Annotated in this window: 24 protein-coding genes; 19 read left to right on the top strand and 5 right to left on the bottom strand. The window is 62.1% G+C overall.

Features of this window, described 5'->3' with window-relative positions; translation table 11 throughout:
- Window positions 1–23: 23 nt before the first annotated feature.
- Window positions 24–1172: a LacI family DNA-binding transcriptional regulator gene (locus tag AB8B02_RS17565; RefSeq protein WP_439064704.1), complete on the bottom strand. Its 1149-nt coding sequence runs from the start codon at window positions 1170–1172 to the stop codon at window positions 24–26.
- 189 nt (window positions 1173–1361) lie between these two features.
- Here AB8B02_RS17565 and AB8B02_RS17560 point away from each other — a divergent pair, with 189 nt between their 5' ends.
- From AB8B02_RS17560 to AB8B02_RS17515, 10 genes are all read left to right on the top strand, one after another.
- On the top strand, window positions 1362–2441 hold the full coding sequence (locus AB8B02_RS17560) for a maleylacetate reductase (protein ID WP_439064703.1): 1080 nt from the start codon (window positions 1362–1364) through the stop codon (window positions 2439–2441).
- A complete protein-coding gene (locus tag AB8B02_RS17555; protein WP_439064702.1) occupies window positions 2438–3805 on the top strand; it encodes an amidohydrolase family protein in 1368 nt (455 codons plus the stop codon). The genes AB8B02_RS17560 and AB8B02_RS17555 overlap by 4 nt, the downstream gene beginning before the upstream one ends.
- Window positions 3802–4719, top strand: coding sequence for an NAD(P)-dependent oxidoreductase (locus AB8B02_RS17550; protein WP_439059570.1), 918 nt, complete (start codon window positions 3802–3804; stop codon window positions 4717–4719). Before AB8B02_RS17555 ends, AB8B02_RS17550 begins: the two co-directional genes overlap by 4 nt.
- Before the next feature lie 9 nt (window positions 4720–4728).
- Window positions 4729–5613: an intradiol ring-cleavage dioxygenase gene (locus AB8B02_RS17545; protein WP_439064701.1), complete on the top strand. Its 885-nt coding sequence runs from the start codon at window positions 4729–4731 to the stop codon at window positions 5611–5613.
- Between the two features lie 59 nt (window positions 5614–5672).
- Window positions 5673–7073 (top strand): FAD-linked oxidase C-terminal domain-containing protein, encoded by a 1401-nt coding sequence (locus tag AB8B02_RS17540; protein ID WP_439064700.1) that lies wholly within the window; start codon window positions 5673–5675, stop codon window positions 7071–7073.
- Entirely contained in the window at window positions 7070–8608 is a 1539-nt protein-coding gene (locus AB8B02_RS17535; RefSeq protein WP_439064699.1) for a sugar ABC transporter ATP-binding protein, read from the top strand. The genes AB8B02_RS17540 and AB8B02_RS17535 overlap by 4 nt, the downstream gene beginning before the upstream one ends.
- The gene (locus tag AB8B02_RS17530; protein ID WP_439064698.1) at window positions 8601–9551 is read left to right on the top strand and encodes an ABC transporter permease; all 951 of its coding nucleotides are present in this window, start codon (window positions 8601–8603) and stop codon (window positions 9549–9551) included. The genes AB8B02_RS17535 and AB8B02_RS17530 overlap by 8 nt, the downstream gene beginning before the upstream one ends.
- Window positions 9548–10522 (top strand): ABC transporter permease, encoded by a 975-nt coding sequence (locus tag AB8B02_RS17525; RefSeq protein WP_089265507.1) that lies wholly within the window; start codon window positions 9548–9550, stop codon window positions 10520–10522. Before AB8B02_RS17530 ends, AB8B02_RS17525 begins: the two co-directional genes overlap by 4 nt.
- A gap of 36 nt (window positions 10523–10558) precedes the next feature.
- Entirely contained in the window at window positions 10559–11530 is a 972-nt protein-coding gene (locus AB8B02_RS17520; protein ID WP_120293316.1) for a sugar ABC transporter substrate-binding protein, read from the top strand.
- Between the two features lie 65 nt (window positions 11531–11595).
- Window positions 11596–11883: a YciI family protein gene (locus AB8B02_RS17515; RefSeq protein WP_439064697.1), complete on the top strand. Its 288-nt coding sequence runs from the start codon at window positions 11596–11598 to the stop codon at window positions 11881–11883.
- A gap of 127 nt (window positions 11884–12010) precedes the next feature.
- On the opposite strand, the gene AB8B02_RS17510 is transcribed toward AB8B02_RS17515, so the two are convergent.
- Entirely contained in the window at window positions 12011–13648 is a 1638-nt protein-coding gene (locus AB8B02_RS17510; RefSeq protein ID WP_068734918.1) for an isocitrate lyase, read from the bottom strand.
- Between the two features lie 146 nt (window positions 13649–13794).
- On the opposite strand from AB8B02_RS17510, the gene AB8B02_RS17505 reads away from it, so the two are divergent.
- Window positions 13795–15234, top strand: a complete 1440-nt coding sequence (locus tag AB8B02_RS17505; protein ID WP_439064696.1) for a helix-turn-helix domain-containing protein — start codon at window positions 13795–13797, stop codon at window positions 15232–15234.
- Window positions 15235–15240: 6 nt separating this feature from the next.
- On the opposite strand, the gene AB8B02_RS17500 is transcribed toward AB8B02_RS17505, so the two are convergent.
- Entirely contained in the window at window positions 15241–16740 is a 1500-nt protein-coding gene (locus AB8B02_RS17500) for a helicase HerA domain-containing protein (protein WP_439064695.1), read from the bottom strand.
- A 376-nt stretch (window positions 16741–17116) separates the two neighbouring features.
- On the opposite strand from AB8B02_RS17500, the gene AB8B02_RS17495 reads away from it, so the two are divergent.
- The 8 genes from AB8B02_RS17495 to soxA are packed head-to-tail and all read left to right on the top strand — an operon-like array spanning window position 17117 to window position 23407.
- Window positions 17117–17566, top strand: a complete 450-nt coding sequence (locus AB8B02_RS17495) for a (2Fe-2S)-binding protein (RefSeq protein WP_093756882.1) — start codon at window positions 17117–17119, stop codon at window positions 17564–17566.
- Between the two features lie 11 nt (window positions 17567–17577).
- Window positions 17578–19752, top strand: a complete 2175-nt coding sequence (locus AB8B02_RS17490) for a molybdopterin cofactor-binding domain-containing protein (RefSeq protein WP_439064694.1) — start codon at window positions 17578–17580, stop codon at window positions 19750–19752.
- A gap of 43 nt (window positions 19753–19795) precedes the next feature.
- Window positions 19796–20083, top strand: coding sequence for a cytochrome C (locus AB8B02_RS17485; protein WP_120293318.1), 288 nt, complete (start codon window positions 19796–19798; stop codon window positions 20081–20083).
- 1 nt (window position 20084) lies between these two features.
- The gene (locus AB8B02_RS17480) at window positions 20085–21365 is read left to right on the top strand and encodes an FCSD flavin-binding domain-containing protein (protein WP_439064693.1); all 1281 of its coding nucleotides are present in this window, start codon (window positions 20085–20087) and stop codon (window positions 21363–21365) included.
- Window positions 21358–21822, top strand: a complete 465-nt coding sequence (gene soxX, locus AB8B02_RS17475) for a sulfur oxidation c-type cytochrome SoxX (protein WP_439064692.1) — start codon at window positions 21358–21360, stop codon at window positions 21820–21822. Before AB8B02_RS17480 ends, soxX begins: the two co-directional genes overlap by 8 nt.
- A gap of 12 nt (window positions 21823–21834) precedes the next feature.
- The gene (locus AB8B02_RS17470) at window positions 21835–22311 is read left to right on the top strand and encodes a SoxY-related AACIE arm protein (RefSeq protein ID WP_439064691.1); all 477 of its coding nucleotides are present in this window, start codon (window positions 21835–21837) and stop codon (window positions 22309–22311) included.
- Complete coding sequence (soxZ, locus tag AB8B02_RS17465; RefSeq protein ID WP_439064690.1) at window positions 22311–22631, top strand: thiosulfate oxidation carrier complex protein SoxZ; 321 nt, start codon at window positions 22311–22313, stop codon at window positions 22629–22631. Before AB8B02_RS17470 ends, soxZ begins: the two co-directional genes overlap by 1 nt.
- Window positions 22628–23407 (top strand): sulfur oxidation c-type cytochrome SoxA, encoded by a 780-nt coding sequence (gene soxA / locus AB8B02_RS17460; protein ID WP_439064689.1) that lies wholly within the window; start codon window positions 22628–22630, stop codon window positions 23405–23407. The genes soxZ and soxA overlap by 4 nt, the downstream gene beginning before the upstream one ends.
- A 38-nt stretch (window positions 23408–23445) precedes the next feature.
- Here the strand turns inward: soxA and AB8B02_RS17455 are convergent, their stop codons facing one another.
- Both AB8B02_RS17455 and carA read right to left on the bottom strand, forming a co-directional pair.
- Window positions 23446–23940, bottom strand: coding sequence for a PaaI family thioesterase (locus tag AB8B02_RS17455; protein WP_439064688.1), 495 nt, complete (start codon window positions 23938–23940; stop codon window positions 23446–23448).
- 184 nt (window positions 23941–24124) lie between these two features.
- The gene (carA, locus tag AB8B02_RS17450; RefSeq protein ID WP_439059556.1) at window positions 24125–25315 is read right to left on the bottom strand and encodes a glutamine-hydrolyzing carbamoyl-phosphate synthase small subunit; all 1191 of its coding nucleotides are present in this window, start codon (window positions 25313–25315) and stop codon (window positions 24125–24127) included.
- Window positions 25316–25456: the final 141 nt, after the last annotated feature.

The following is a 25456-nucleotide window of genomic DNA, read 5'->3' as shown; positions in this document are numbered from 1 at the left end:
CGGCAGCGTGTGTCAGGTTTCGCTTAGCTTTGTCGGTGCCGTATTCTGACTTCTCTTTTGGCCGCGTCAGAAAATCTGACGAACGTCTTGGTCGGCAGCTTGATCGCGGCGACAGAATCCCGCGCAAGCAAAACCGGCTTCAGTACGATCCGATCGTTTTGAACCGGCGTTCCCTTGATCATCGCAATAAGGATGTGAGACGCCTGCGTTCCCAGTTCCGCAGTCGGTGTACTGATGGTCGTCAGCGCCGGTGCTATCGCATCCATGAACAGCATGTCGTTCATGCCGACCAGCGAGATGTTGCCGGGACATGAAATGCCCTTGTTTCTCAGGTGCCGAAGGCAGCCTACGGCCAGCATGTCGTTGCCAGCCACAATCGCCGTAATATTGGGGTTCTCCGTCAGCAAACGTTCGCAAGCGAACTCGCCTTCCTCGACCGTAAAGGCCTCACCGAAGACGGCAGTGGGCGCAACTCCGTCTTGAGCCAAGACTTTGCAAGCGCGCCGAAAGCCGCGATAGCGGTGGTAACCCGTCGACACATTTTGCGGGCCGCCGACATGAGCAATTTGCCTGTGCCCACACTCGGCGAGATGATGAACCGCCAGTTCCATTGCCTTCGCGTCGTCGACCCGGACGCTCGGAATGAATTCGCTTTCAGGATCGCGAAACACCGCGACGACTGGAATATTCGCCTCGACGCAGGCTGCGATGCCGGGATCGTTTCGCTCGAAGGTCGCGACGATCAGCCCCTCGACGCCTTGCTGGATGAAACGATCGATCAGCGCGGCCTGCCTGAGCGGATGGTTGTCGGTATTGCCGACGATGGTGACGTATCCAATCTCGGCGAACCGGTCCTCAATCGCCCGCACTATGGGGGGATGGACGGGGTCACCAAGGTTCGAAACAATAACGCCGACGGTGCGAGATCGCTGGGTCCGAAGCGCCGATGCCATGGCGTTGGCCCGATATCCCAGCTTCTTCGCGCAAGCTTCGACGCGCTCGATCATTTCTGGGGAGATCAGGTGGCGCTTCTCGGGATTGAGCCCGCGCGACACCGTTGACCAATGGACGCCAGCACACTTCGCGACATCAATGATTGTCTTACGCGACGACCGCTCCTGAAGCGCGGGTGACGTCTTCTTGGTATTCTTGGTTTTTTTGGGCATCGCCATCCAGCCTGCTCGCGCGCGTCGTCGTATCCGCTAACGATCACGTGAGAATGCCTCATCTTGCACAAATTGACAAACGTGTGCAGAGTTTCTTGACAAACGTGTGCACGGGAATGATGGTAGCGAAAATCCGCTGCATGCCTTGGTGCAATGCAGCAGAGGCGCCTAACGGCGTCGACGATGAGGGATGGAATGATGGAGAGCTTCGTCTATCAGGCGGCGCCCATGCGGGTCGTCTTCGGCTCGGGACGGCTGGCAGATCTGGCCGCTGAGCTCGACCGACTCGGCGTTAAGCGCGCACTCGTTCTGACGACAGCCCAGCAGAAATCTCACGGCGAGCAGATTGCCGCCCTGATCGGTGACAGAGCGGCGGGCGTCTATGCCGGTGCGGTGATGCATACGCCGGTTGATGTGACCGAACTTGCGATGCAGCAGGTCAAGGCTCTGCAGGCCGACGGCATCGTCGCGGTGGGCGGTGGTTCGACCATCGGGCTAGGCAAGGCGATCGCGCTACGGACCGACCTGCCGCAAATCGTCGTACCGACCAGCTATGCCGGGTCCGAAATGACGCCGATCCTGGGTGAGACCCGCGAGGGACTGAAGACCACGCAATCGAGCCCGAAGATACTCCCCGAAACGGTCATCTACGACGTCGACCTGACGCGCACATTGCCGCCTGCATTTGCCGTGACATCGGGCGTCAATGCAATCGCTCACGCTGTCGAAGCGCTCTATGCGCGCGATGCCAATCCGGTCGTGTCGTTGATGGCGGAAGAGGGCATTCGCCTGTTCGCCGGCGCGCTGCCGAAGCTTGCGGCTGGCGAGGACAACGCGGCGGCACGCGATAATGCCCTGCGCGCTGCCTGGTTGTGCGGCGCCTGTCTCGGCGCCGTCGGCATGGGTCTGCATCACAAGCTCTGCCATACGCTGGGCGGCACGTTCAATTTGCCACATGCCGAAACCCACACGGTGATCCTGCCGCATGCGATGGCCTATAATGCTCCCGCCGTGCCAGTTGCGGCGGCTCGCGTCGCGCGCGCGCTTGGCGCCGGACAGGCCGCGCAGGGACTGTTCGATCTTACGCAGGGACTTGGCGCCAAAGTCGCGCTGCGCGATCTGGGAATGCCGAAGGACGGCATCGAACGCGCCGCCGACCTTGCCGTCAGCAATGCCTACTGGAACCCGCGGCCGCTGGAACGCGATGCCATCCGCGATCTGATCGCGCGGGCCTGGGCGGGCGAACCTCCGGTCGTAGCGGAGGCGTTGCGATGACGGCCACGCGCACGCTCATCAAGTCCGCCACGATCCTGACAATGGACGACACGATCGGCGATCTCGCGCAAGCCGACCTGCTGGTTGATGGCGATCGCATCGTCGACATCTGGCCGGGCCTCGATGCCGGTGATGCGGAGATCGTCGATGGTCGTGGTCGCATCGTCATTCCGGGCCTTGTCAACGCGCATATGCATACGTGGCAGACCGCCTTGCGCGGCTTCTCCGCGAACTGGACGCTTCCCGAATATTTCCGCCGGATGCATGCGGGACTGGCCACGGTCTTTCGTCCCGAGGATATCCATATCGGCACGCTGATGGGCGCGCTGAACCAGATCAATTGCGGCACCACCACGCTGGTTGACTGGTGTCACAACAACCCAACGCCTGCGCATAGTGATAGCGCCGTCGCGGCGCTGAAAGAGAGCGGCATCCGTGCCGCCTTCTTTCACGGCTCGCCGAAGCCGGAGGCGGCGCCGGGGCAGCCGCACTTCTCCGAGGTTCCGCATCCGCGCCATGAGGTCGAGCGCTTCCTGGCAGGGGCACTGTCTAGCCGCAGTGATCGCGTCACGCTCGGGCTCGCGATTCTCGGCCCGCATTATTCGACCATGGATGTTGCCATCCATGATTTCGAATTGGCGCGTGAGTTCGATCTGATTGCCTCGATGCATCAGGGCGGAGGCCCGGCCAAGACGCCGGGTGGCTGGGCGAAGCTGATTGCAGCCGGTCTGGTCGGTCCCGGCATCAACATCGTGCACGGCAACGATCTTCCCGACGATCTGCTGCATCAGCTTGTCGATCTCGGCGTGTCGTTCTCGGTCACGCCAGAAAATGAAATGAATCAGGGCCACGGCTACCCGATCACCGGGCGGCTGTTGAAGCTGGGATCGCGGCCATCGCTCGGGGTCGATCTGGAATCGGTGCTGCCCGGCGACATGTTCAGCGTTGGCCGCATCGCACTTTCGATGCAGCGTGCGCTAGACAACGCCGAGAGCCGGCGGGCCACGGGCGCCATCCCGGCTGCCACGACGATCACGACGCGTGAGGCCTTGCGCTGGATCACCATCGAGGGCGCTCGCATGCTCGGGCGTGAAGACACCATCGGTTCGCTCACACCGGGCAAGAAGGCGGATCTGGTCGTCATCAATGCCACCGACCTCAACCTCTGGCCGGTCCATGATCCGGTTTCTACGGTCCTGATGCAGTCCAGCATCGCCAATGTCGAGGCGGTCATGATCGACGGCATCTGGCGCAAGCGAGGCGGACACCTGCTGGCGGAGAACCTCGACCACAAAAAGAATGAACTCGAGCGATCAGGCATGCGTATCGTCTCCGAGATCGAACGTCAGGAGAAAGCGGCATGACAACCCCGTCGAGAGATCAAGCACAGGCCGTCGCCTGGATCGGTGTTGGCAAGATGGGCTTGCCGATTGCCGGCCGCATGGTGGAGGCCGGTATCCGTGTCACCGGTTACGACCCAAGCCAGCAGCGCTTGGTGTTGGCACAGCAGCTTGGGCTTCAGACGGCTAACTCCGCGGCGGACGCCGCTGCAAACCACTCGATCATCTTCACATCGCTGCCCGACGATGCGGCGTTGCGTTCCGTGGTGCTCGGACCAGACGGCTTGCTGAACAAGCTGACACGTGGTGCGGTTCTGATCGAGACGAGCACTGTCAGCGCCGAAATATCAGCGGAGGTTGGTGTCGCGGCGGAGGCAACGGGTATTGCCTATCTGCGCGCTCCGGTGTCCGGCAATGCAGCGATCGCGCATACCGGCGCGCTGACCTGCTTCGTGTCGGGGCCGCGCGACGCGTTCGATGCGGTTCAGCCGGTGCTGGCGACGTTCACACGCGCGCAAACCTATCTCGGCGTGGCTGAAGAGGCGCGATTTGCCAAGCTCGCGGTCAACCTGATGATCGCGGTGTCCGCCGGAATGATGGCCGAAAGTCTCGCGCTGGCGCGCAAGGGCGGCATCTCCTGGCCGGATATCCTCAAGGTCCTGGATGATAGTGCGGTCGCCTCGCCGATGGTCAAGTACAAGACGCCGCCACTGGCCACGCGCAACTTCGAGTCTACTTTCTCGTGCCGGCAGATGGCCAAGGATCTCGACCTCATCATCGGGGCCGGCCATCACGTCGGCGTGCCGCTGCAACTCGCAGCGCAGGTGCGAGAAATCTACGGATCGCTTGTTGCGCAAGGAGATGGCGAATCCGATTTCATCGCCACCGTGCGCCATGTCGAGCGACTGTCGGGTCTCGGCGAGCCGAAGCTTGGGTGAAGGGAGGCCATGCGGAATTTCAACGAGAACACCATCACCGACGCCGTGCTGGATCGCATCACGGATGCCGGCCAGCCGCGGATCAGACAGATCAGCGAGGCGCTGGTACGCCATCTGCATGCCTTAGTCCGGGAGATTCGGCCGACCCAGAGGGAATGGGAGCAGGGCATCGAATTCCTGACGCGTACCGGTCACATGTGCGACGATAAGCGCCAGGAGTTCATCCTGCTTTCGGATACGCTCGGGGTGTCGATGTTGGTCGATGCTATCAATCATGGTGCCGAAAAAGGTGTGACGGACACGACCGTGCTCGGGCCGTTCTTCGTCCAGGCGGCCCCGGAGAAGAAGCTTGGCGAAGACATCTCCGGTGGCATGGAGGGCGATCCGATGATCGTGACGGGATCGGTCTCGATGCCGGATGGCAAGCCGATCGCAAATGCGACAATCGACGTCTGGCACTCCGACGACGACGGGTATTACGATGTTCAGCAGCTCGACAAGATCGGCGATCTGGCGATGCGTGCGCGGTTTCATGCCGATGCCGAGGGCCGTTTCCGGTTCTGGTCGATCAAGCCAGCGGCCTATCCGATCCCGCATGACGGGCCGGTCGGCGATATGCTCACGGCTCAGGGGCGTCATCCGTGGCGGCCCGCCCATGTTCACTTCATGATCTCGGCGCCTGACTTCGAACAACTGGTGACGCATGTGTTCGTCGCGGGCGACAAGTATCTCGACTCCGACGTCGTCTTCGGCGTCAAAGATACGCTCATTCGCGAATTCGCCCGCAAAGATGCCGGCGAAGCTCCCGACGGGCGCATGCAGAACACGCCTTACTATCATTTGAATTACGATTTCGGTTTGAAGCCAGACGCCAACAAGGCGCATGCTGTCTAGCTAACAATGCGCATCACGGGCCGCAGAGCCTGAGCGCTGATATGGAAGGGGAGGATGCTATGGGAGCGCCAGTGAGCGCCGAGACGGCCGTGGTCCGTCTGAACGAGATCATTGGGGCGCGCGCGACGATCGCGCGCGGCGTGCTCGATGATCACGGCCGCAGCGAGGCCTATCACGCCAGTCGTCCACCGGACGTCGTGGTGTTTCCGGAGACCACGCAGGAAGTCGCTGAGATCGTGAAACTCTGCGGCGAACTCGGCATGCCGGTCGTTCCATTCGGCGCGGGCACCTCGCTTGAAGGCAATGCGGCATCGGTGGCTGGCGGCGTCTGTATCGATTTTGCGCGGATGAATCGCGTGCTCCGGGTGCATGACAAAGACCTCGATGTCGTCGTGCAGCCTGGCATCACCCGCAAGCAGCTCAACGCGCATCTGCGCGACACCGGATTGTTCTTTCCGATTGATCCCGGCGCCGATGCGTCGATCGGCGGCATGACTTCGACGCGCGCGTCCGGGACCATGGCCGTCCGCTACGGTACCATGAAGGACAATGTGCTGGCGCTCGAAGTCGTGCTGCCGGATGGACGGGTGATCCGCACCAGCCAGCGTGCGCGCAAGTCGTCTGCCGGTTACGATCTTACCCGGCTGTTCGTCGGCTCCGAGGGCACCCTCGGCGTCATCACCGAAATCACCCTGAAACTTCATCCTTGGCCCCAGGCGATCTCGTCGGCCGTCTGCAGCTTCGGGCGGCTCGATCAGGCCATCGATGCCGCGATTGAAGTGATCCAGTCGGGCATTCCGGTCGCGCGGATGGAACTGCTGGATGAAGTCATGATGCGCGGCATCAATGGTTATTCCAAACTTGGCTATCGCGAGGCGCCGACGCTGTTCTTTGAATTCCACGGCACCGAGGCGAGCGTCGCGGAGCAGGCCGAACTGGCGGAGGCGATCGCTGCCGAACATGACGGCCAGGGCTTCCAATGGGCGCGGGCCGCCGAAGACCGGACGAAGCTGTGGCATGCCCGCGACAACACCCTCTATGCGGGTCTCAGCCTGAAGCCGGGCGCCAAGGCAATGATCACGGATGTCTGCGTGCCGATCTCACGGCTGACGGAATGTCTGACTGAAACCCGCCGCGATATCGATGCCAATGGACTGATCGCGCCCGTGGTGGGCCATGTCGGCGACGGGAATTTCCATCTGCTGATTTTAATCGATCAGGACAATGCCGACGAGGTCGCGCGTGCCAAGGCGCTGCACGCCCGGTTGGTGGCGCGGGCGATCGCGATGGAGGGCACCTGCACCGGCGAACACGGCATCGGTACCGGCAAGATTGGATTCCTCCAGGACGAGCTCGGCGACGCCGTCGATATCATGCGTGGCATCAAGGCGTCGATCGATCCGAAAGGCATGATGAACCCCGGCAAGATCTTCTTGCCCAATGCACCGGTGCTGGCATGACGCAGCTCGCTCAGTCCAAGGCGGCCATGTCGATTGTTCAGGCGGCGCCGCCGCTGTTCGAACTGCGCGGCATCTCCAAGGAATTCCCGGGAGTGAAGGCACTCGACGATGTGTCGTTCTCGGTGTGGCCAGGCGAGGTGCACATGCTGCTCGGCGAGAACGGAGCAGGCAAATCGAGTCTGATGAAAGTACTGTGCGGGGCCTATCGCGCCGATAGCGGCTCGTTCCACTACAACGGCGAGACAGTCGAGATCGCGTCGCCGGCCGATGCGCAGAAGCTCGGCATCGCCGTCATCTTCCAGGAATTCTCGCTCGTCCCCTATCTCGACATCGCGCAGAACATCTTCCTTGGACGCGAGCCGGCAGGACGTGTTCCCGGCACGATCGATCGCAAAAAAATTCTGGCCGATGCCAGGCGCGTGCTGGATTCGATTGGATTCGACATCGATCCGGCGATCCGGATCGAGAAGCTGGGCGTCGCCCAGCAGCAGATGGTGGAGATTGCAAAGGCCATCAGCCAGAGCGCGCGAATTCTCGTGATGGATGAGCCAACGGCGGCGCTGTCCGATCGCGAGACGGAATTGCTGTTCGCACTGATCGCGCGGCTCAAGGCAGACGGCGTCGCCATCATCTACATTTCGCACCGCATGGCGGAGGTGTTCTCGCTCGGTGACCGCATCACGGTGCTGCGCGATGGGCGTCGTATCGATGAAGTGAAACCCGGTGCCGTGTCATCGGACGATCTGGTCCGGATGATGGTCGGTCGCAGCGTCGATATGAGCTATCCACGGACCTTCGCCCAGACCCCTGGCAAGGTCATGCTTGAGGTGAAGGGTCTCTCCTCTGCCTCGGGCATTGCGGGCATCGACCTGGTGGTGCGGCAAGGCGAGATCGTGGGGCTGTGCGGGCTGGTCGGCTCGGGGCGCACCGAAGTGGTGCGGGCCATCTTCGGAGCCGACAAGGCGACCGCAGGACAGATCCTGTTCGACGGCCAGGAGAAATCCGGTGGTCCGGACGAAGCTGCCAGACTGGGGCTCGCGCTGATTCCGGAAAGCCGCAAGGCCGAAGGTCTGGCTCTGATCCGCTCCGTCGGAGACAACCTGATCGTTTCCGCGCTACGCAAGATCTTTCCGCGTGGCTTCTTCGATCAGGGGAAATCCAGGCAGGTTGCCAATGATCTGATCCGGCAGTTGAGGATCGTGACCCCATCGGACAAGCAGGCTGTGGGTCTTCTGTCCGGCGGTAATCAGCAGAAAGTCGTCATCGGCAAATGGCTGGCGGCCGGCGCCAAGCTGTTCATCTTCGACGAACCGACACGCGGCATCGATGTCGGAGCCAAGGCCGAGATCTTCGCGCTCATCGACCGGCTGGTCGCGGATGGTGCCGCTGCGCTGATGATCTCGTCGGAGCAGGCGGAAATCTGCCACGTCTGTGATCGCGCCTATGTCATGTGCGACGGACGGATCGCGGGTGAACTGGCTCGCCACGAACTGAGTGAGGAAAACATCGTGAGGTTGGGGATGCATCATGCGTGAACAAGCGATGGTACTAAACATCAATCCGCTTCAGCGGATTCCCGGCGTTGCCGTCATGCTGGTGCTGCTATGTGTTGTCTTCAGCCTGATGACTCCCGGCTTCCTGACGGTGCCGAATATTTCCAACGTGCTCGTCCAATCGACGATCCTGCTGATGCTGGCGCTGCCGATGACGCTGATCATCATGACCGAAGGTCTCGATCTGTCGATGGGCGCGGTCTTGACGCTGACCTCGCTGATCGTCGCCATCGTCGCCTTGGCCACTGGCTCGCTGCTGCTCGGTCTGCTTGCGGCAATGGCCGTTGGAATCTTGTTCGGGACGGTCAACGGCTGGCTGGTGGCCGTTGTCGGTATTCCGCCCTTTGTCGCCACGCTGGGAACACTTGGCATGGCGCAGGGACTCTCGCTGATCGTCAGCGATGGCCAGAGCGTCGTCGGCATGCCGGCCGCCGTTCGGGGCGTCTATTCCGGAACGCTTGCCGGCGTTCCGCTTCCGATCGTACTGGCGCTGGGAAGCTACCTTGCCTTCCATGGATTGCTCTACCACACGCGTTTCGGGACTTACATTTTCGCACTCGGCGGCAACCGTGAAGCGCTGGAATTCGCCGGCATCTCGGCCCGACGCTTGCTGATCCTCGTCTACGCGCTCGGCGGCGCCATGGTCGGTCTGGCCGGTCTCCTGATGACCGCGCGCATGAACTCCGGGCATCCGACTGCTGGCCTCGGTCTTGAGTTCGATGCCATCGCTGCGGTTGCCGTCGGCGGTACGTCGTTCGAACGCGGCAATGGCTGGCTGCTCGGCACCTTGCTCGGCGTGGTCACCGTAGGCGTGTTGCGAAACGGATTGAATCTGCTGGCGCTGCCGTCTTCGATTCAGGTGGCAAGCGTCGGCTTGCTGGTGATTGCAGCCTTGTTCGTCGATGGATTGCGGAGCCGATCATGACCGATATCTCAAAGCCGATCACAGGCGGCAGAATGTTGCTCTCCGACGAGATGATCCAGGTATTCTATCGCCTGCTCGCCGCGTTTCTGATCTGCGCGGCGCTGACCATCCTGACCAACTCGTTCTTCAGTCTCGGCAACATCCTCAACGTCCTGCGTCAGGCGAGTCTGCTGTTCTTCATTGCGTCGGGTCTGACTTTGGTGGTGCTGACAGGTGGCCTCGACCTTTCGATTGGTGCCAATGTCGCCATTTCCGCCTGTATTGCCGGAACGGTGATTCATCAGACGGGCTCGCCGACCTTGGGGGTACTGACAGGCATCGGCGTCGGTGGCGCGGTGGGGATGCTGAACGGCGTGATGGTCACGGCGCTCCGAATCCCATCTTTCATTGCGACCTACGGGATGCTGTGGGTGCTGCACGGCATCACTTACTGGTACATGGGCGGAGAGACCATGCACGGCTTCCCGGCTGGCTTTCGTCAGATCGGCAGCGGCTATTTTCTCGGCCTTCCGATCCCGGTCTATCTGTTGCTGGTCTTCCTCGCCATCGGAACCATTTTCGCGCAGCGCACCACGTGGGGACAGGAAATCTATGCCATCGGCGCCAACCCCGTCGCCGCGCGGCTGTCAGGCATTCCCGTCGCTCGCCGGCTTCTGCTGGTCTACACAGTGTCGGGCGCAATGGCCGGGCTCGCGTCGATCATCTTTCTTGCGCGACTAAACTCTGCCGAAGCCGACATCGGCGAAAGCCTGACACTGCCGGCGATTGCCGCGGTTCTGATCGGGGGCACCTCGCTGTTCGGCGGTCTCGGAACGGTGTTCGGCACGTTCGTCGGCGCACTCATTTTGACCCTGGTCCTCAATGGCATGAACCTGTTGTCGGTCAACGCGAGTTGGCAGCCATTGGTGACCGGCGTCATCGTCATTCTGGCAGTATGGCTGGATATGAAAACACGGCGCCGTGCGGCGTAAGTGTTCGATCTTAAAAAACAAACGGAGGGAACGAATATGAAGAAAGCCTATGGCGCGCTTGCTGCACTGCTTCTGACGACATCACTCTCATCCCACGCGTTCGCCGACGGCGAGACGATCGCGGTGTTTACAAAAAACCAGACCAATCCGTACTTCCAGACAGTACGAGTTGGGTCCGACGCAGCCGCCAAGGCGATGAAGGCAAAGACGCTGCATTATATCCCGACCAAGCCGGACAGCATCCCGGAGCAGCTCAGCCAGATTGAGGACGTGGTGGTGAAGAAGCCGTCGGCGATCGTCTTCATCCCGGTCGACTACAAGGCGATGGTCCCCGGTGTCGAGAAAATCAATGACGCAAAGATCCCGGTGGTCAACGTGACCGATCGTTCCGCCGGTGGCAAGTTTGTCGCCTTTGTCGGCGCCGATGACTACAGTCTGGGTCTGGAGACCGGGCGCTATCTGCTGAAGACGCTGGGCGGCAAGGGCAACTTCGTGATCATTGAGGGCGTCAAAGGATCCTTGACGAGCATCGACCGCGTCCGCGGCTTCAACGATGCCTTGAAGGAAAACCCGGGGGCCAAGCTGCTTGCGTCGCAGCCGGGCAATTATCAGCGGCTGCAGGCGCTCCAGGTCATGGAGAATCTCATGCAATCGAATACCCAGATCGACGGCGTATTGGCCGCCAACGACGCAATGGCGATCGGCGCGATCGAGGCGCTCGACGGTGCCAATCGCAAGGCCCAGGTCATCGGCGTCAATGGCACCAAGGAGGCGATCGACGCGATCAAGAGCGGGAAGTTGCTGGCGAGCGGCGACTACAATGGCTTCATGCAGGGATGCCTCGGCATGATGATCGCCATTCGCTCGCTACGTAACGAGCCGGTGATCACCGAGATCGTTCTCAAGCCCACGGTGATTGGCAAGGAGAACTATCAGCCCTACGATGTGCCGCTGGAATCGCGGACCTGCCCGAGCTGGGACGAGGCTGCGAAGCTCGGCACCAAATAACATCTGTTGCCATCAGGACGGTCGCCGCAGGTCGGCGGCCGTCTTCTGCTTTTCAGGAGCTACTTATGCTGTTTGCCATCCATGCCGTCGATCATGTCGGCGCGCTCGACAAGCGCTTGTCTCACTACGAGGCTCACAAGGCCTTTTTGTCCGACACCTCGACCTATGACGTGACGATCGTCATGTCCGGTCCGCTGACAGCCGATGACGGCCAGACCATGATTGGCAGTCTGTTTCTCGTCAAGGCCGCTGATCGCGCGGCGGTTGAGAAATTTCATCACGCCGATCCGTTCTTTGCCGCCGGCATCTGGCAGACCGTCACGATTACCGGCTTCCTGCGCCGACAGGGATAACCGGAATGGAGGCCGGCGCCTTGCCTGTCGGTGAGGCAGTCGTTCGGCATTTGAACACCGACAACGACATCAGCCCGGGGACTGATGGGACCCCGGGCTGGTTTTACGATGAGCTGAACCGTAACGATTAGCCGAACTGGTTCATCGTGTTGTGCGCGCCGCCCGCCTTCAGGGCTGCTTCACCGGCGAAGTATTCCTTGTGCTCGTCGCCGATGTCCGAACCAGCCATGTTCTGATGCTTCGCGCAGGCGATGCCTTGACGGATTTCCGCGCGTTGGACGTTCTTCACGTAGCCCAGCATGCCCTGTTCGCCGAAATACTCCTTGGCGAGGTTGTCGGTCGACAGCGCAGCCGTGTGATAGGTCGGCAGCGTGATCAGGTGATGGAAGATGCCGGCGCGCTTGGCTGAATCAGCCTGGAACGTCCGGATGAGCTCGTCGGCTTCGACAGCCAGCGGCGTGCTGTCGTACTCCACCTTCATCAGTTCGGCACGGTTGTACTTGCTGACATCCTTGCCGGCTTCCTTCATCGCGTCATAGACCTGCCAACGGAAGTTGAGCGTCCAGTTGAACGACGGCGAGTTGTTGTAGGCCAGCTTCGCATTCGGGATCACCTCACGAACGCGATCGACCATCTTGGCGATCTGCTCGATGTTCGGCTTCTCGGTTTCGATCCACAAAAGGTCGGCACCGTTCTGTAGCGAGGTGATGCAGTCGAGGACGCAGCGGTCCTGACCGGTGCCTTCGCGGAACTGGTACAGGTTGCTGGCAAGACGCTTCGGGCGCATCAGCTTTCCATTACGCGTAATGACGACGTCGCCGTTGCCGATCTTTGAAGCATCGATTTCTTCGCAATCCAGGAAGCTGTTGTACTGGTCGCCGAGGTCACCGGGCTTGTGGCTGACAGCGATCTGCTGCGTCAGGCCAGCGCCGAGCGAGTCGGTGCGGGTGACGATGATGCCGTCTTCGACGCCCATTTCGAGGAAGGCGTGACGGCAGGCGCGGATCTTCGCGAGGAAGACCTCGTGCGGCACGGTGACCTTGCCGTCCTGATGGCCGCACTGCTTCTCGTCCGAGACCTGGTTCTCGATCTGCAGCGCACAGGCGCCGGCTTCGATCATCTTCTTGGCGAGCAGATAGGTCGCTTCAGCGTTGCCGAAGCCGGCATCGATATCGGCGATGACGGGAACGACGTGGGTCTGGAAGTTGTCGATCTTGTTGATCAGTTCTTCTTCCTTTGCCTTGTCGCCAGCCTTGCGAGCGGCGTCGAGGCTGCGGAAGATGTCGTTGAGCTCGCGCGAGTCAGCCTGACGAAGGAAGGTGTAGAGCTCCTCGATCAGAGCCGGGACCGAAGTCTTCTCGTGCATCGACTGATCCGGCAGCGGGCCGAATTCCGAGCGCAGCGCCGCGATCATCCAGCCCGAGAGATACAGGTAGGTGCGGTCGGTGGTGCCGAAATGCTTCTTGACCGAGATCAGCTTCTGCTGCGCGATAAAGCCGTGCCAGCAGCCGAGCGACTGGGTGTACTTGGTGGTGTCTGCATCATAGGCGGCCATGTCGGCACGCATCAGCGATGCCGTGTAGCGTGCAACGTCGAGACCGGTCTTGAAGCGGTTCTGCAGGCGCATGCGTGCGACGGCCTCGGCGGTCACGCCGTTCCAGGTGTCCTTGGTCTTGAGCAGCGCCGACGCCGCCTCGACTTCGCTCCGATAGGAGCCTGTGCCGAGGATGGTCTGGTTGCTGATCCCGCGTGGCTGGAAGTTCATTTTCTCGATTCCTTTGGCTGACGAAAACCTGTCCTTGGTTGTAAGCGCGGGATCGCCAGCCGCTAGACGGAACGCAGATAACTTGTCATACTTTACAAATTGAAGACGTAAGGCTGTAAAGTAGTTACAAGGTATTGGAGTGTGCGATGGCCGCCTCGGCAGGTCGTTCGGTGTTCATGGGGCCGCGAATCCGGCGGCTTCGGCGCGATCTGGGCCTGACCCAGGCTGATATGGCGGCCGATCTGGAAATTTCGGCCCCTTATGTCGCTTTGCTGGAGCGCAACCAGCGGCCGATGACGGCCGACATGCTGCTTCGGCTGGCGCGCACCTACACGATCGATCTCGCCGATCTCGCCGGCGATGGCGGTGCCGACAATACGGCGCGGATGCAGTCGATCCTGAAAGAGCCGATGTTCTCGGACATCGATATCCCTGCGCTCGAAATCAGCGATCTCGCGGTGAGCTATCCCGGCATGGCCGAGGCTTTTCTGCGCCTCTACACGGCCTATCGCGAGGAGCAACTCGCGCTGGCGGACCGACGCGCGCCGGCGCTCGCGGGCGGTGCATTGCAAGCGGGTAGCGAGGGCTATGATGCCAACGATCCCGTCGCCGAGGTCCGGCGTTTTCTCGCCGCACGCCGGAACAATTTCGCGGGTCTCGATGACGCGGCCGAGCGTCTTGTGCAGGCGACGTCAGGCCCGAGCGGCTTTGTCGAGCGCCTCAAGACCCGGCACAAGCTGCAAGTGCGCTATCTACCGCCAGACGTCATGCTCGGCTCTGTGCGACGACTGGATCTGCATCGGAAACAATTACTACTTGAGGACTCGCTCGACACCGCCAGTCTTAATTTCCAGCTAGCGCAGCAACTCGTCTATCTCGAAATGGAAAACGAGATCGGCACCGCGCTCGAAGACGGCCAGTTCACCACCAAGAGCGCCGAACTTCTGGCGCGCCGTGCGCTTGCAGGTTACGCCGCTGCGGCATTGATCATGCCCTATGCGGCCTTTGCGCGCGCCGCCGAGACGCGGCGCTATGATCTCGAAGCGCTGGCGCGCCAATTTGGCGCCAGCTTCGAGCAGACGGCGCATCGCGTCACGACCTTGCAGCGGCCGGGCGCGGAAAAGGTTCCGTTCTTTTTGATCCGCGTCGACCCCGCCGGCAATATTTCCAAGCTGCTCGATGGCGCGGGCTTTCCATTTGCGAAACATGGCGGTGCATGCCCGCTGTGGTCGGTGCACGATGTCTTCCGGACGCCGCGCCAGATCGTTACACAGTGGCTGGAATTGCCGGACGGACAGCGCTTCTTCTCGATTGCCCGTACCGTCACCGCCGGCGGTGGTGCTTACGGTGCACAACGTGTCGAGCGCGCCATCGCGATCGGTTGCGCAGCCGAATATGCGGGCCAGTTGATCTATACGCGCGACGCGGCGGCGCCGCGCGCCGATGCGCCCACGCCGATCGGCGTCGCATGCCGTGTCTGTCACCGTCCGCGCTGCGCCGCGCGTTCGGCGCTTCCGATCGGGCGCGAGTTGTTGCCCGATGATTTCAGGACGCTGAACGTTCCGTTCGGCTTCTCGGCGGACTGAAACGGCTCAGGCCTGCTCGGCCGCAGCTTCCTCGGCATTGGGATCGCCGGGCGCCGTAGCCCACGCCAGTTCGACCAGCGTCACGATGCGCCGACCGGCGCCATCAAGCTGGCACACGATGAGGCCCTGCTCCTCGATATAGTTCAGCAGGCGCTGTGCACGGCGCAGCGAATGCGAGCCGTAGGCGCGGGCGATCGCGGCATTGCTTGGGCAGGGCCAGCCTTCCTTGGCGGCGCGGGCGATCATCATGAAAACGCCCTGCATATCTTCAGGCAGGATCGAGGCGCGGACCGAGACGTCCTGCCACCCGTCATCTTCTGTAATGTCGGAGCCGAGCCCGGCGCGGGCGCGCGTCAGCATGCGGCGAAAGTCGTCGAGGTCCGGCACGGCGGCACCGAGACCCTCGATGCGGCAGCGGACCACGAATTCCTGATAGAGCACGCCAACCACCCGGAAGCCTGCATCGGGCTCGGCCATCAAGGCCTGCAACACGCGGTCGACGCGCATGCGCCGCTCGGCCAGTTCCTCGGCGCTGATCGGCGTCTCCGCTACGTCCGGCCGAATTTCCAGCGCTGCGGACTTCGCCGCCATGAGCTGGCCAAGCAGATCCGGCGATGACGGTGCGCGGCGCTGCGGCCGGGCCGGCTCCGGCGGGGGCGCTGCGAGAATAGTGGCGCGGACGTCGTCGAGTGTCGCTTCCGGCAGCGGCATCAGGCGTGGGGTCGCATTGCGCGGACTTGTTTCGGTGACACCGATGCGCAGGCCCAGCGGACGACGGGAGAGGGCGGGACCCAGCGCCATGAACTGGCCGCGCTCGAGGTCGCGGAAGGATTCGGCCTGCCGTCGCTCCATGCCGAGAAGATCGGCGGCGCGTGCCATATCGATATCGAGGAAGGTGCGACCCATCAGGAAATTCGACGCTTCGGCCGCGACGTTCTTGGCGAGCTTCGCCAGTCGCTGTGTCGCGATGACGCCGGCAAGGCCACGTTTGCGGCCGCGGCACATCAGGTTGGTCATGGCGCCGAGCGATAGCTTGCGGGCTTCGTCGGACACCTCGCCGGCAACGGCCGGGGCGAACAGCTGTGCCTCGTCCACCACCACGAGCATCGGATACCAATGGTCGCGAGGCGCGTCGAACAGCCCGCCCAGAAAGGCGGCGGCGCGGCGCATTTGATTCTCGGCATCCAGCCCTTCGAGATTGAGCACTGTGGAGACGCGGTGCATGCGCGCGCGCTCGCCGGCGACCTGCAACCCGCGTTCGGTATGCGCCTCGGCATCGATCACCAGATGACCGAATCGCTCCGCCAGCGAGACGAAATCGCCTTCAGGGTCGATGATGGTTTGTTGCACCCATGGGGCGCTCTGTTCGAGCAGCCGGCGCAGCAGATGCGATTTTCCGGAACCCGAATTGCCCTGTACGAGCAGGCGCGTCGCCAGCAGTTCCTCAAGGTCCAGAGCCGCCGGGGCGCCTGACGTCGTATGCCCCATCTCGATCGCAACGGTCATGTCTCGACTCAGGTCTCCTTGTAGAGAGGGCTTACCAACCCGGCCACAGCGCGTCGAGCGGCGCACGGCTATCATCCCGTGTTCCGCGCAACTCTCACCAAGTAAATCGCGACAGCGAATCGGCGATGTTCTGCACACGGCGGTGCCCGGTTTTGCCAATGGCAATCTTCCTTGCATGATCGCATTGTGTTCGACCCGCGGTGATAGAGCGTCAGCAAACAGAAAATCCCGCGTGACGTAACTGTGACGTCCGCAAGGCAGGGACATCGCTGGAATCTTCGGGCGCCGCAGTCACCAAACATTTGATTTGGAATTCTTCCAGTTTCAGGGGAGGGTTGCTGCAACGGCGATATGCGCCACGACCCGGGGAAATGCGATGGCAAGCCTCACGATCAATGGACGAACCTACGAGATCGATGCAGAACCGGACACGCCGTTGCTATGGGCGATCCGCGAAAATGCCGGGCTGACAGGGACAAAATACGGATGTGGCGTCGCCCAATGCGGCGCCTGCACCGTTCATGTCGATGGCCAGCAGGTCCGTTCCTGCAGCATGGCGCTCAGTGAGGCGATCGGAAAGCAGATCACGACGATCGAGGGCCTTGCGTCCGAGGGGGCCGTGCACAAGGTGCAGCAGGCCTGGATCGATCATGATGTGCCGCAATGTGGTTACTGCCAGAGCGGCATGATCATGGCAGTTGCAGCGCTGCTGGAGACAGTGCCGCAGCCGACCGATGAGGATATCGACCTCGCCATCACCAATATCTGCCGTTGCGGCACGTTCCAGCAGGTCCGTGAAGCGATTCACGCCGCTGCAAGCGCTTGAGGAAGATGGTCATGGGTCATGCTCCGCAACTCAATCGCCGTTCGTTTGTCCTGGGAACTGCTGCTATCGGCAGTGGCCTCGCGCTGGGTATTCCCTTTGGCGGGCCGACCGCAGTCTATGCGGCCGATGGTACGCCTGAGGTCAATGCCTGGGTGGTGATCCGGCCGGATGAGACCGTTGTCGTGCGTATCGCGCGGTCCGAGATGGGGCAGGGAACGCTCACGGGTCTGGCGCAATTGGTCGCAGAAGAACTCGAATGCGACTGGTCCAGGGTGACGACGGAATATCCCACGCCCGGGCAAAGTGTCGCACGCAAGCGCGTCTGGGGGGACTTTTCCACCGGCGGCAGCCGCGGTGTTCGCACCTCGCATGATTACGTCCGCAAAGGTGGCGCGGCTGCGCGCCTGATGCTGATCCAGGCTGCTGCCAATGAGTGGGCCGCGCCCGTGTCGGAATGTGCCACGAGCAAGGGCGTTATCACCCACGTCCCGTCGGGGCGCACCATCACTTACGGCAAGGTCGCGGAAGCGGCTGCTAAGCTGCAGCCGCCGGCCGACGTCAAGCTGAAGGATCCCAAAGACTGGACCATCGCCGGCAAGCCGCTGAAGCGGCTCGATACGGTCGAGAAGACCAACGGCAAGATGATCTACGGCGCCGATATCAAGCTGCCGGGAATGCTCAACGCCGCGATCAAGGATTGCCCGGTGTTCGGCGGCACGCTGAAGAGCTTCGACGACAGCAAGATCCTTGGCATGAAAGGCGTCAAGAAGGTCGTGCGCGTCGGCGAGAGTGCCGTGGCTGTGGTCGCTGATACGTGGTGGCACGCCAAGTCGGCGCTGGAAGCGATGCCGGTCGTCTGGGACGACGGCAAGAACGCCAGCGTGTCCAGCGAGTCCATCGCCAAGTGGCTGCAGGAAGGCCTGGACGCTGCGCAGCCCGCTTTTGTCGGCAACAAGGCTGGCGATGTCAAAGCAGCGTTTGCGGGTGCTGCGAAGACGGTGGAAGCGGTCTACGCCTATCCCTATCAGAACCACGCCACCATGGAGCCGATGAACGCGACGGTGCTCTATACGCCAGAGAAGTGTGAGGTCTGGACCGGCACGCAGAACGGCGAAGCCGTGTTTGCGGCCGCTGTCGAAGCGTCAGGTCTGCCAAGCGACAAATGCGAGGTCTACAAGATCATGCCGGGCGGCGGCTTCGGTCGGCGCGGCATGACCGATTACGTCCGTCAGGCGGTGGCCATCGCCAAGCAGATGCCCGGCACGCCGATCAAGCTGATGTGGTCGCGCGAAGAGGACATGCTGCACGGCCGCTATCACCCCATTACGCAAAGCAAGCTGGTCGGCGCCTTCGATGCCGATAACAATCTGATCGGTTTGCACATGCGGATCTCAGGCCAGTCGATCCTGGCCAGCGTGCGTCCCGAGGGAATGCAGAACGGGATGGATCCCGTCACTTTCCAGGGGCTGAATGCCAGCGGCGAAGCAGCGATCGGCTACACCGTTCCGAATTTGCTGATCGACCATTCCATGCGCAACCCGCATGTGCCGCCGGGCTTCTGGCGCGGCGTCAACGTCAACCAGAATGCGATCTATCTCGAAGGCTTCATGGACGAGCTCGCGCATTCGGTCGGTCAGGATCCGCTCGAATTCCGCCGCAAGCTGATGACCAAGCATCCGAAGCATCTCGCGGTGCTCAATGCGGTTGCGGAGAGGATCGGCTGGACGACGCCGGCGCCGCAAGGCGTGTTCCGCGGCATCTGCCAGCACATGGGCTTCGGCAGCTATGTCGCGGCCGCGACGGAAATTTCGGTGACGGGCGGCAACAAGATCAAGATCCATCGCATCGTAGCCGCCACAGATCCCGGTTATGCGGTGAATCCCTGGCAGATCGATCGCCAGATCGCCGGCTCGTTCGTCTATGGCCTGTCGGCGCTGTTCTATGGCGAATGCACCGTGAAGGGTGGTCGCATCGAGCAGGAGAACTTCGACACCTATCAGTCGATGACCATGAAAGAGATGCCGAAGGTCGAATCAATCCTGATGCCATCAGGCGGCTTCTGGGGCGGCGTCGGTGAGCCGACGATCTGCGTTGCGGCGCCGGCCGTGCTGAATGCCTATTTTGCCGCGACCGGCAAGCGCATCCGTTCCGTGCCGCTGAAGAATCACGACATCATCTTTGCGTAACTGACGCGTCGCCATGCTTGCTGCCCATCACTGGATTTCACTCATGAAGACGTTGCGTACCTCACTTGCGATCGGGCTGATCGTCACCTCGGCGGCGCCGGTCCGGGCGGCATCGGCGCCGCCGCCTGGAGCGGCCTCGTGCTCCGGCTGCCATGCGGCGACATCGCAGGCCATCCCGAACATCTATGGGCGCGATGCCGATGCGACGCGCTCCACATTGCTGGCCTTTCGCAATGGGTCGATGCCGGCCACAGTGATGACGCGGATCGCCAAGGGCTTCTCCGAAGACGAAATCGGGTCGATTGCGGCCTGGCTGGCAACGCAGAAATAGCATGACCCACAAAAATCATACCTCACGACGGGAGTTTCTTCGCACTGCCGCTGCCGCGACGGCATCCCTTGCGCTGGCATCGCCAAGCCTGGCGCAATCGCCTGCGCGGGTCGTCGTGATCGGCGGCGGCTTCGGTGGCGCCAGTTGCGCCCGCGCGCTTCGGCAGCTCGATCCGTCGCTGGATGTCACGCTGGTGACGGCCGATCGCCAATATGTCGCGTGCCCGTTCAGCAACGAGGTCATTGCCGGTGACCGCGCCATCGAGGCCCAGCAATTCACCTACGAGAAAACCGCTGCCGCCGGCATCAAAGTCGTCGTGCAAATGGTGCAGACGATCGACCCGCAGGCGCGCACGATCGGTCTCGCCGATGGATCGACGTTGCGCTACGACCGGCTGGTTCTGTCTCCCGGAATCGATCTGCGCTTCGATGCGCTGCCGGGCTATGACGAAGCTGCAGCATCGCGCATGCCGCATGCCTGGAAGGCCGGTGAGCAGACGCTGCTGCTGCGACGCCAGTTGGAAGCGATGGACGATGGCGGCGTGGTTGCCATCGTCGTTCCCGCCAACCCCTTTAGGTGTCCTCCGGGCCCCTATGAGCGCGCGAGCCTGATCGCGCACTACCTCAAGACCCGAAAGCCGCGGTCGAAGCTGATCATTCTCGACTCGAAAGACGCGTTCTCGAAACAGCGGCTGTTTCAGGCTGCATGGCAGGAGCTGTATCCGGGATTGATCGAATGGGTCGCGCTGTCGCAGGGCGGCAAGGTCACGTCGGTCGATCCGGCGACCAATACGCTGGTGACCGATTTCGCGACACATCACGTTCAGGTGGCCAATGTCATTCCACCGCAGCGCGCCGGACGCATCGCGGAGATTGCCGGCGTCACCGATAAATCCGGCTGGTGTCCGATCAATCCCGTCAGCCTCGAGTCCACACAGGTGCCGAACATCCATGTGATCGGCGATGCCTGCATTGCCGGCGCCATGCCCAAATCCGCATTCTCGGCGAATGCGCAGGCGAAGACCTGTGCCGGCGCGATCGTGGCGTTGCTGGCGGGGGCGACGCCGACGTCGCCGAAGCTGATCAACACTTGCTACAGTCTGGTCGCGCCCGACTACGGCATTTCCATCGCCGGCGTCTACCAGCCCCGCAATGGCCTGTTTGCGGATATCGAAGGCGCGGGCGGTACGAGTCCGCTGGATGCGCCGCGTGATGTCCGGGCCGGCGAAGCGATCTATGCACGGTCCTGGTTCGAGACGATCGGAGCAGAGGTCTTTGGTTAGTCGCCGCCGCGCATCGACACTGTTGTCGGCGAGCGTGGCGACACTGCTGCTGACTGCTCCGGTTTGTGCGAGTGAACTTGTCCCTTATGCGGTGATTGGCGATGCGATTCCGCTGCCCCTGGCGGGCGCGGTCGGCGACGCGTCGGCGGGCAGGGCGATCGTCGTCAACCGCACATATACGTGCCTGCTCTGCCACAGCGGGCCATTTACCGAACAGAGATTCCAGGGCGATCTTGCGCCAAGCCTTGCCGGCACCGGCAGCCGCTGGTCGGAAGGCCAGTTGCGGCTGCGGCTGGTGGATGCCTCACGCCTCAATGCCGCGACCATCATGCCGTCCTATTATCGTGCAGATGGGTTACAGCGTGTCGGGGAGGCATGGGTCGGCAGGCCGATCCTGTCGGCGCAACAGATCGAGGACGTCGTCGCTTACCTGACAACGCTGCAGAACCCATCATGACGAAAGCAATCCATGGCTGAGCTCGATCGATCGACACGCCGCCAGTTTCTGGCGACGGCCGGTGGCGCTGCGCTTGGCGCGGTGTCACTCGTGCATATCGGCCCGGCCCATGCGACGCCGGACACCATGAAGGCGGCCATCCGCGATATCGTCAACGGCGCCGCCGTGCGCCCCGGCAAAGTGAAGCTCGACGTTCCGCCGCTGGTCGAGAACGGCAACACGGTGCCGCTCACCGTCACGGTGACGAGCCCGATGAGTGATGCGGATCACGTGGTCAGCATCCATATCTTCAACGAGAAGAACCCGCAGCCCAATGTCGGTAATTTCTATATCTCCCCACGTGCAGGCCGTGCGCAGATATCGACGCGCATCCGGCTCGCCGATACGCAGACACTGACGGCCATCGCGAAACTCTCCGATGGTTCGTTCTGGTCGGCGACCGCCGATGTCGTTGTCACGCTCGCGGCATGTACCGAGGAGGCCACCTGATGGCGTCCGCGCTGATCAATGTTCCGTCTACGGCCAGGCGTGGCGATATCATCGAGATCAAGACGCTGATGTCCCACATCATGGAGACCGGCTTTCGCCATACCGTGACCGGCGAGGTTATCCCGCGCAACATCATCACCAATTTCACCTGCCGCTATAATGGCGATGAAGTGTTCCGGGCCGATCTGTTTCCTGCGTTCTCCGCCAATCCCTTCATCTCCTTCTTTACGGTCGCCACGGAGAGCGGAAAATTCGAATTCCAGTGGATCGGCGACAACGGATTTCAGGAAACCGCGTCGGCCAGCATCACGGTCACATGAGGCGACTGCGAAATATCAGCCTGTCGTTGCTGGCAGCCGTCGCCTTCACGTCGCTCATCGAGGCGGCGGAGATCGCGCCGGGCGAGCGACGCTCCGGTGCCAGTTTCATGTCCGTCGAAACCCAGGCCATGCAGAACGACGCCACGGCCAATCCCGGCATGCTGGGGGTGCTGGATGGCGAGGCGCTGTGGATCCGAAAGCCCGTTGCCGGCCGTGCTTGCGCGGATTGCCACGGTGATGCCAGCAGCATGCGCGGCGTCGCCGTGCGGTACCCGGCATTCGACGACAAGCTCAATCGCCCGGTCGATCTCGAACAGCGCGTCAATCTCTGCCGTGTCGATCATCAGCAATTGCCGCCGCTCGCCGATGAAAGCCGCGATCTGCTGGCGCTGACCGCACTGATCGGCCGGCAGTCACAGGGGATGCCGATCGAGACGGGCGCCGATTCACGTCTGCAGGCATTCATCGACAAAGGCCGCGATGCCTTCATGCGGCGTCAGGGGCAGTTGAATCTGGCATGCACGAACTGTCACGACGACAACTGGGACAAACGTCTCGCCGGCTCCGCGATCACGCAGGCCCATCCAACGGGCTATCCCGTCTATCGGCTGGAGTGGCAGGGGCTTGGCTCTCTCAAGCGCCGCCTGCGCAATTGCATGATCGGCGTGCGCGCTCAACCCTACAGCGCCGACGCGCCTGAGATGGTCGAGCTTGAGCTCTACCTGATGTCGCGCGCGCGGGGCATGGCAAGCGAAACTCCCGCTGTCAGGCCGTGACGCTTCGAATGTCTGTGTACGTGCCCGCGGGCTGCAGGTCAGGTCGTTTCCTTCGGTATCTCGAACACCAGACACGTCGTGGTGGCATGGGCGATGAGCCGGTCCTTGGAATCCGTGATGCGCGCTTCGGCGGTGGCGGCGCGGCGGCCGACATTCAGCGTCTTGCCTTCGGTGCGCACGGCGCCAGAATCCTTGCTCATGCCGCGAATGAAGCTGATCTTGAATTCCAGCGTGGTGTAGCCGGTGCCGACAGGCAACATGGTGTGCACGGCGACGCCCATCGCCGAATCCAGCAGGATCGCCGCGTAGCCGCCATGTACCGAGCCGATCGGATTGTAGTGGCGGAAGCCGGGGACGCTGTGAAACACGACAACACCGGGTTCTGCGGTCGAGTCGAACGGCTCGACATTCTCCATGATCGGCGGTTGCGGCAACTCGCCGGAGAAGATCTTGCGCACGAAATCGAGCCCGGGCATCGAGGCCATCAGGCTGGTGGGCACGACGTCGTAGCGGGGCGTGGGGGCGTCGGTCATGGCGCTTCCTTTATTTTTGATGACGATCATCATACAAAGCTGCAGGTGCGGATGCTAGCGCTTGCCGCAAGCCCTTCCACGTCATGCCCGGGCTTGACCCGGGCATCCACGCCTTCGCAGCCCTAAAACGTAGATGGCCGGGACAAGCCCGGCCATGACGTCTGAATTCTATCGATAAAGAGAGCTACGACGCCTTGTTCGCCCGCATCAGATCCGCGAACCGCTTGAACAAATAATGCGAGTCGCGCGGACCGGGGGAAGCCTCCGGGTGATACTGCACCGAGAATACCGGCTTGCCGTCGAGCTGGATGCCGCAATTGGATCCGTCGAACAGCGAGATATGGGTCTGCGTCGCGCCCTTCGGCAGCGTTGCTTCATCCACCGCGAAGCCGTGGTTCATCGAGGTGATTTCCACCTTGCCGGTGGTCTCGTCCTTGACCGGATGATTGGCGCCGTGATGGCCCTGATGCATCTTCTTGGTCTTGGCGCCCACCGCTAGGCCGAGCATCTGGTGACCGAGGCAGATGCCAAATGTGGGCACGCCGGAATCGATCACCTGCTTGATGACAGGCACGGCATATTTGCCGGTCTCGGCGGGATCGCCTGGGCCATTCGACAGGAACACACCGTCCGGCTTCAGCGCCATGATCTCTTCGGCCGAAGTCGTGGCTGGAACGACTGTGACCTTGCAGCCTTCGCCGGCCAGCAGGCGCAGAATGTTGCGCTTGATGCCGTAATCGATGGCGACGACGTTGAATTCAGGGTTGGTCTGGCGACCGAAACCCTTTTCCCATTCCCAGGGAGTCTCGTCCCACGTGAAGCGCTGGGCCGACGTCACCATCGGCACCAGGTCCATGCCTTCGAGACCCGGCCATTCGCGCGCTTCTTCCTTCAGGCCATGCAGGTCGAATTGGCCGTCCTTCGCATGCACAAGCACCGCATTGGGCATGCCCTTGTTGCGGATCAGCGCGGTCAGGGCGCGGGTGTCGATGCCGGAAATGCCGATGATGCCGCGCGCCTTCAGCCAGGCGTCGAGATGCCGGGAAGAGCGGTAATTCGACGGGTCGGTGATCGCCGAGCGCAGGATCACGCCGCGGGCGCCTGGCGTCGCCGCCATGTTCACCGTCTCGATATCCTCGTCGTTGGTGCCGACATTGCCGATATGCGGGAAGGTGAAGGTGATCAGCTGCCCGGCATAGGATGGATCGGTGAGGATTTCCTCATAACCGGTCATCGCCGTGTTGAAGCAGACTTCGCCCACGGCCTGGCCTTCCGCGCCGAGGCCGAAGCCCTCCAGCACGGTGCCATCGGCGAGCACGAGGAGCGCGGTCGGTTTGTGGTCCGGCCAGGCTGAAGATGTTTCTGAGGGGGTCATGAGGGGACTACATAGTCCGCGCATCCGCCGCCGTCAAAGCCGGAAAGGCCGGATTCACACGTCAACCATGGCCTGCGGGGTTAGCAATCGGCGCTTTGCCCGATCAACGGGCCCGGACAGAGCTGCGTTAAGGAATAATAT

It is taken from the genome of Tardiphaga sp. 862_B3_N4_1 (assembly GCF_051811085.1).
Taxonomy (GTDB): domain Bacteria; phylum Pseudomonadota; class Alphaproteobacteria; order Rhizobiales; family Xanthobacteraceae; genus Tardiphaga; species Tardiphaga robiniae.
Note: the sequence above shows the minus strand (reverse complement) of the source record. Positions and strands in the feature narration are given on the sequence as shown.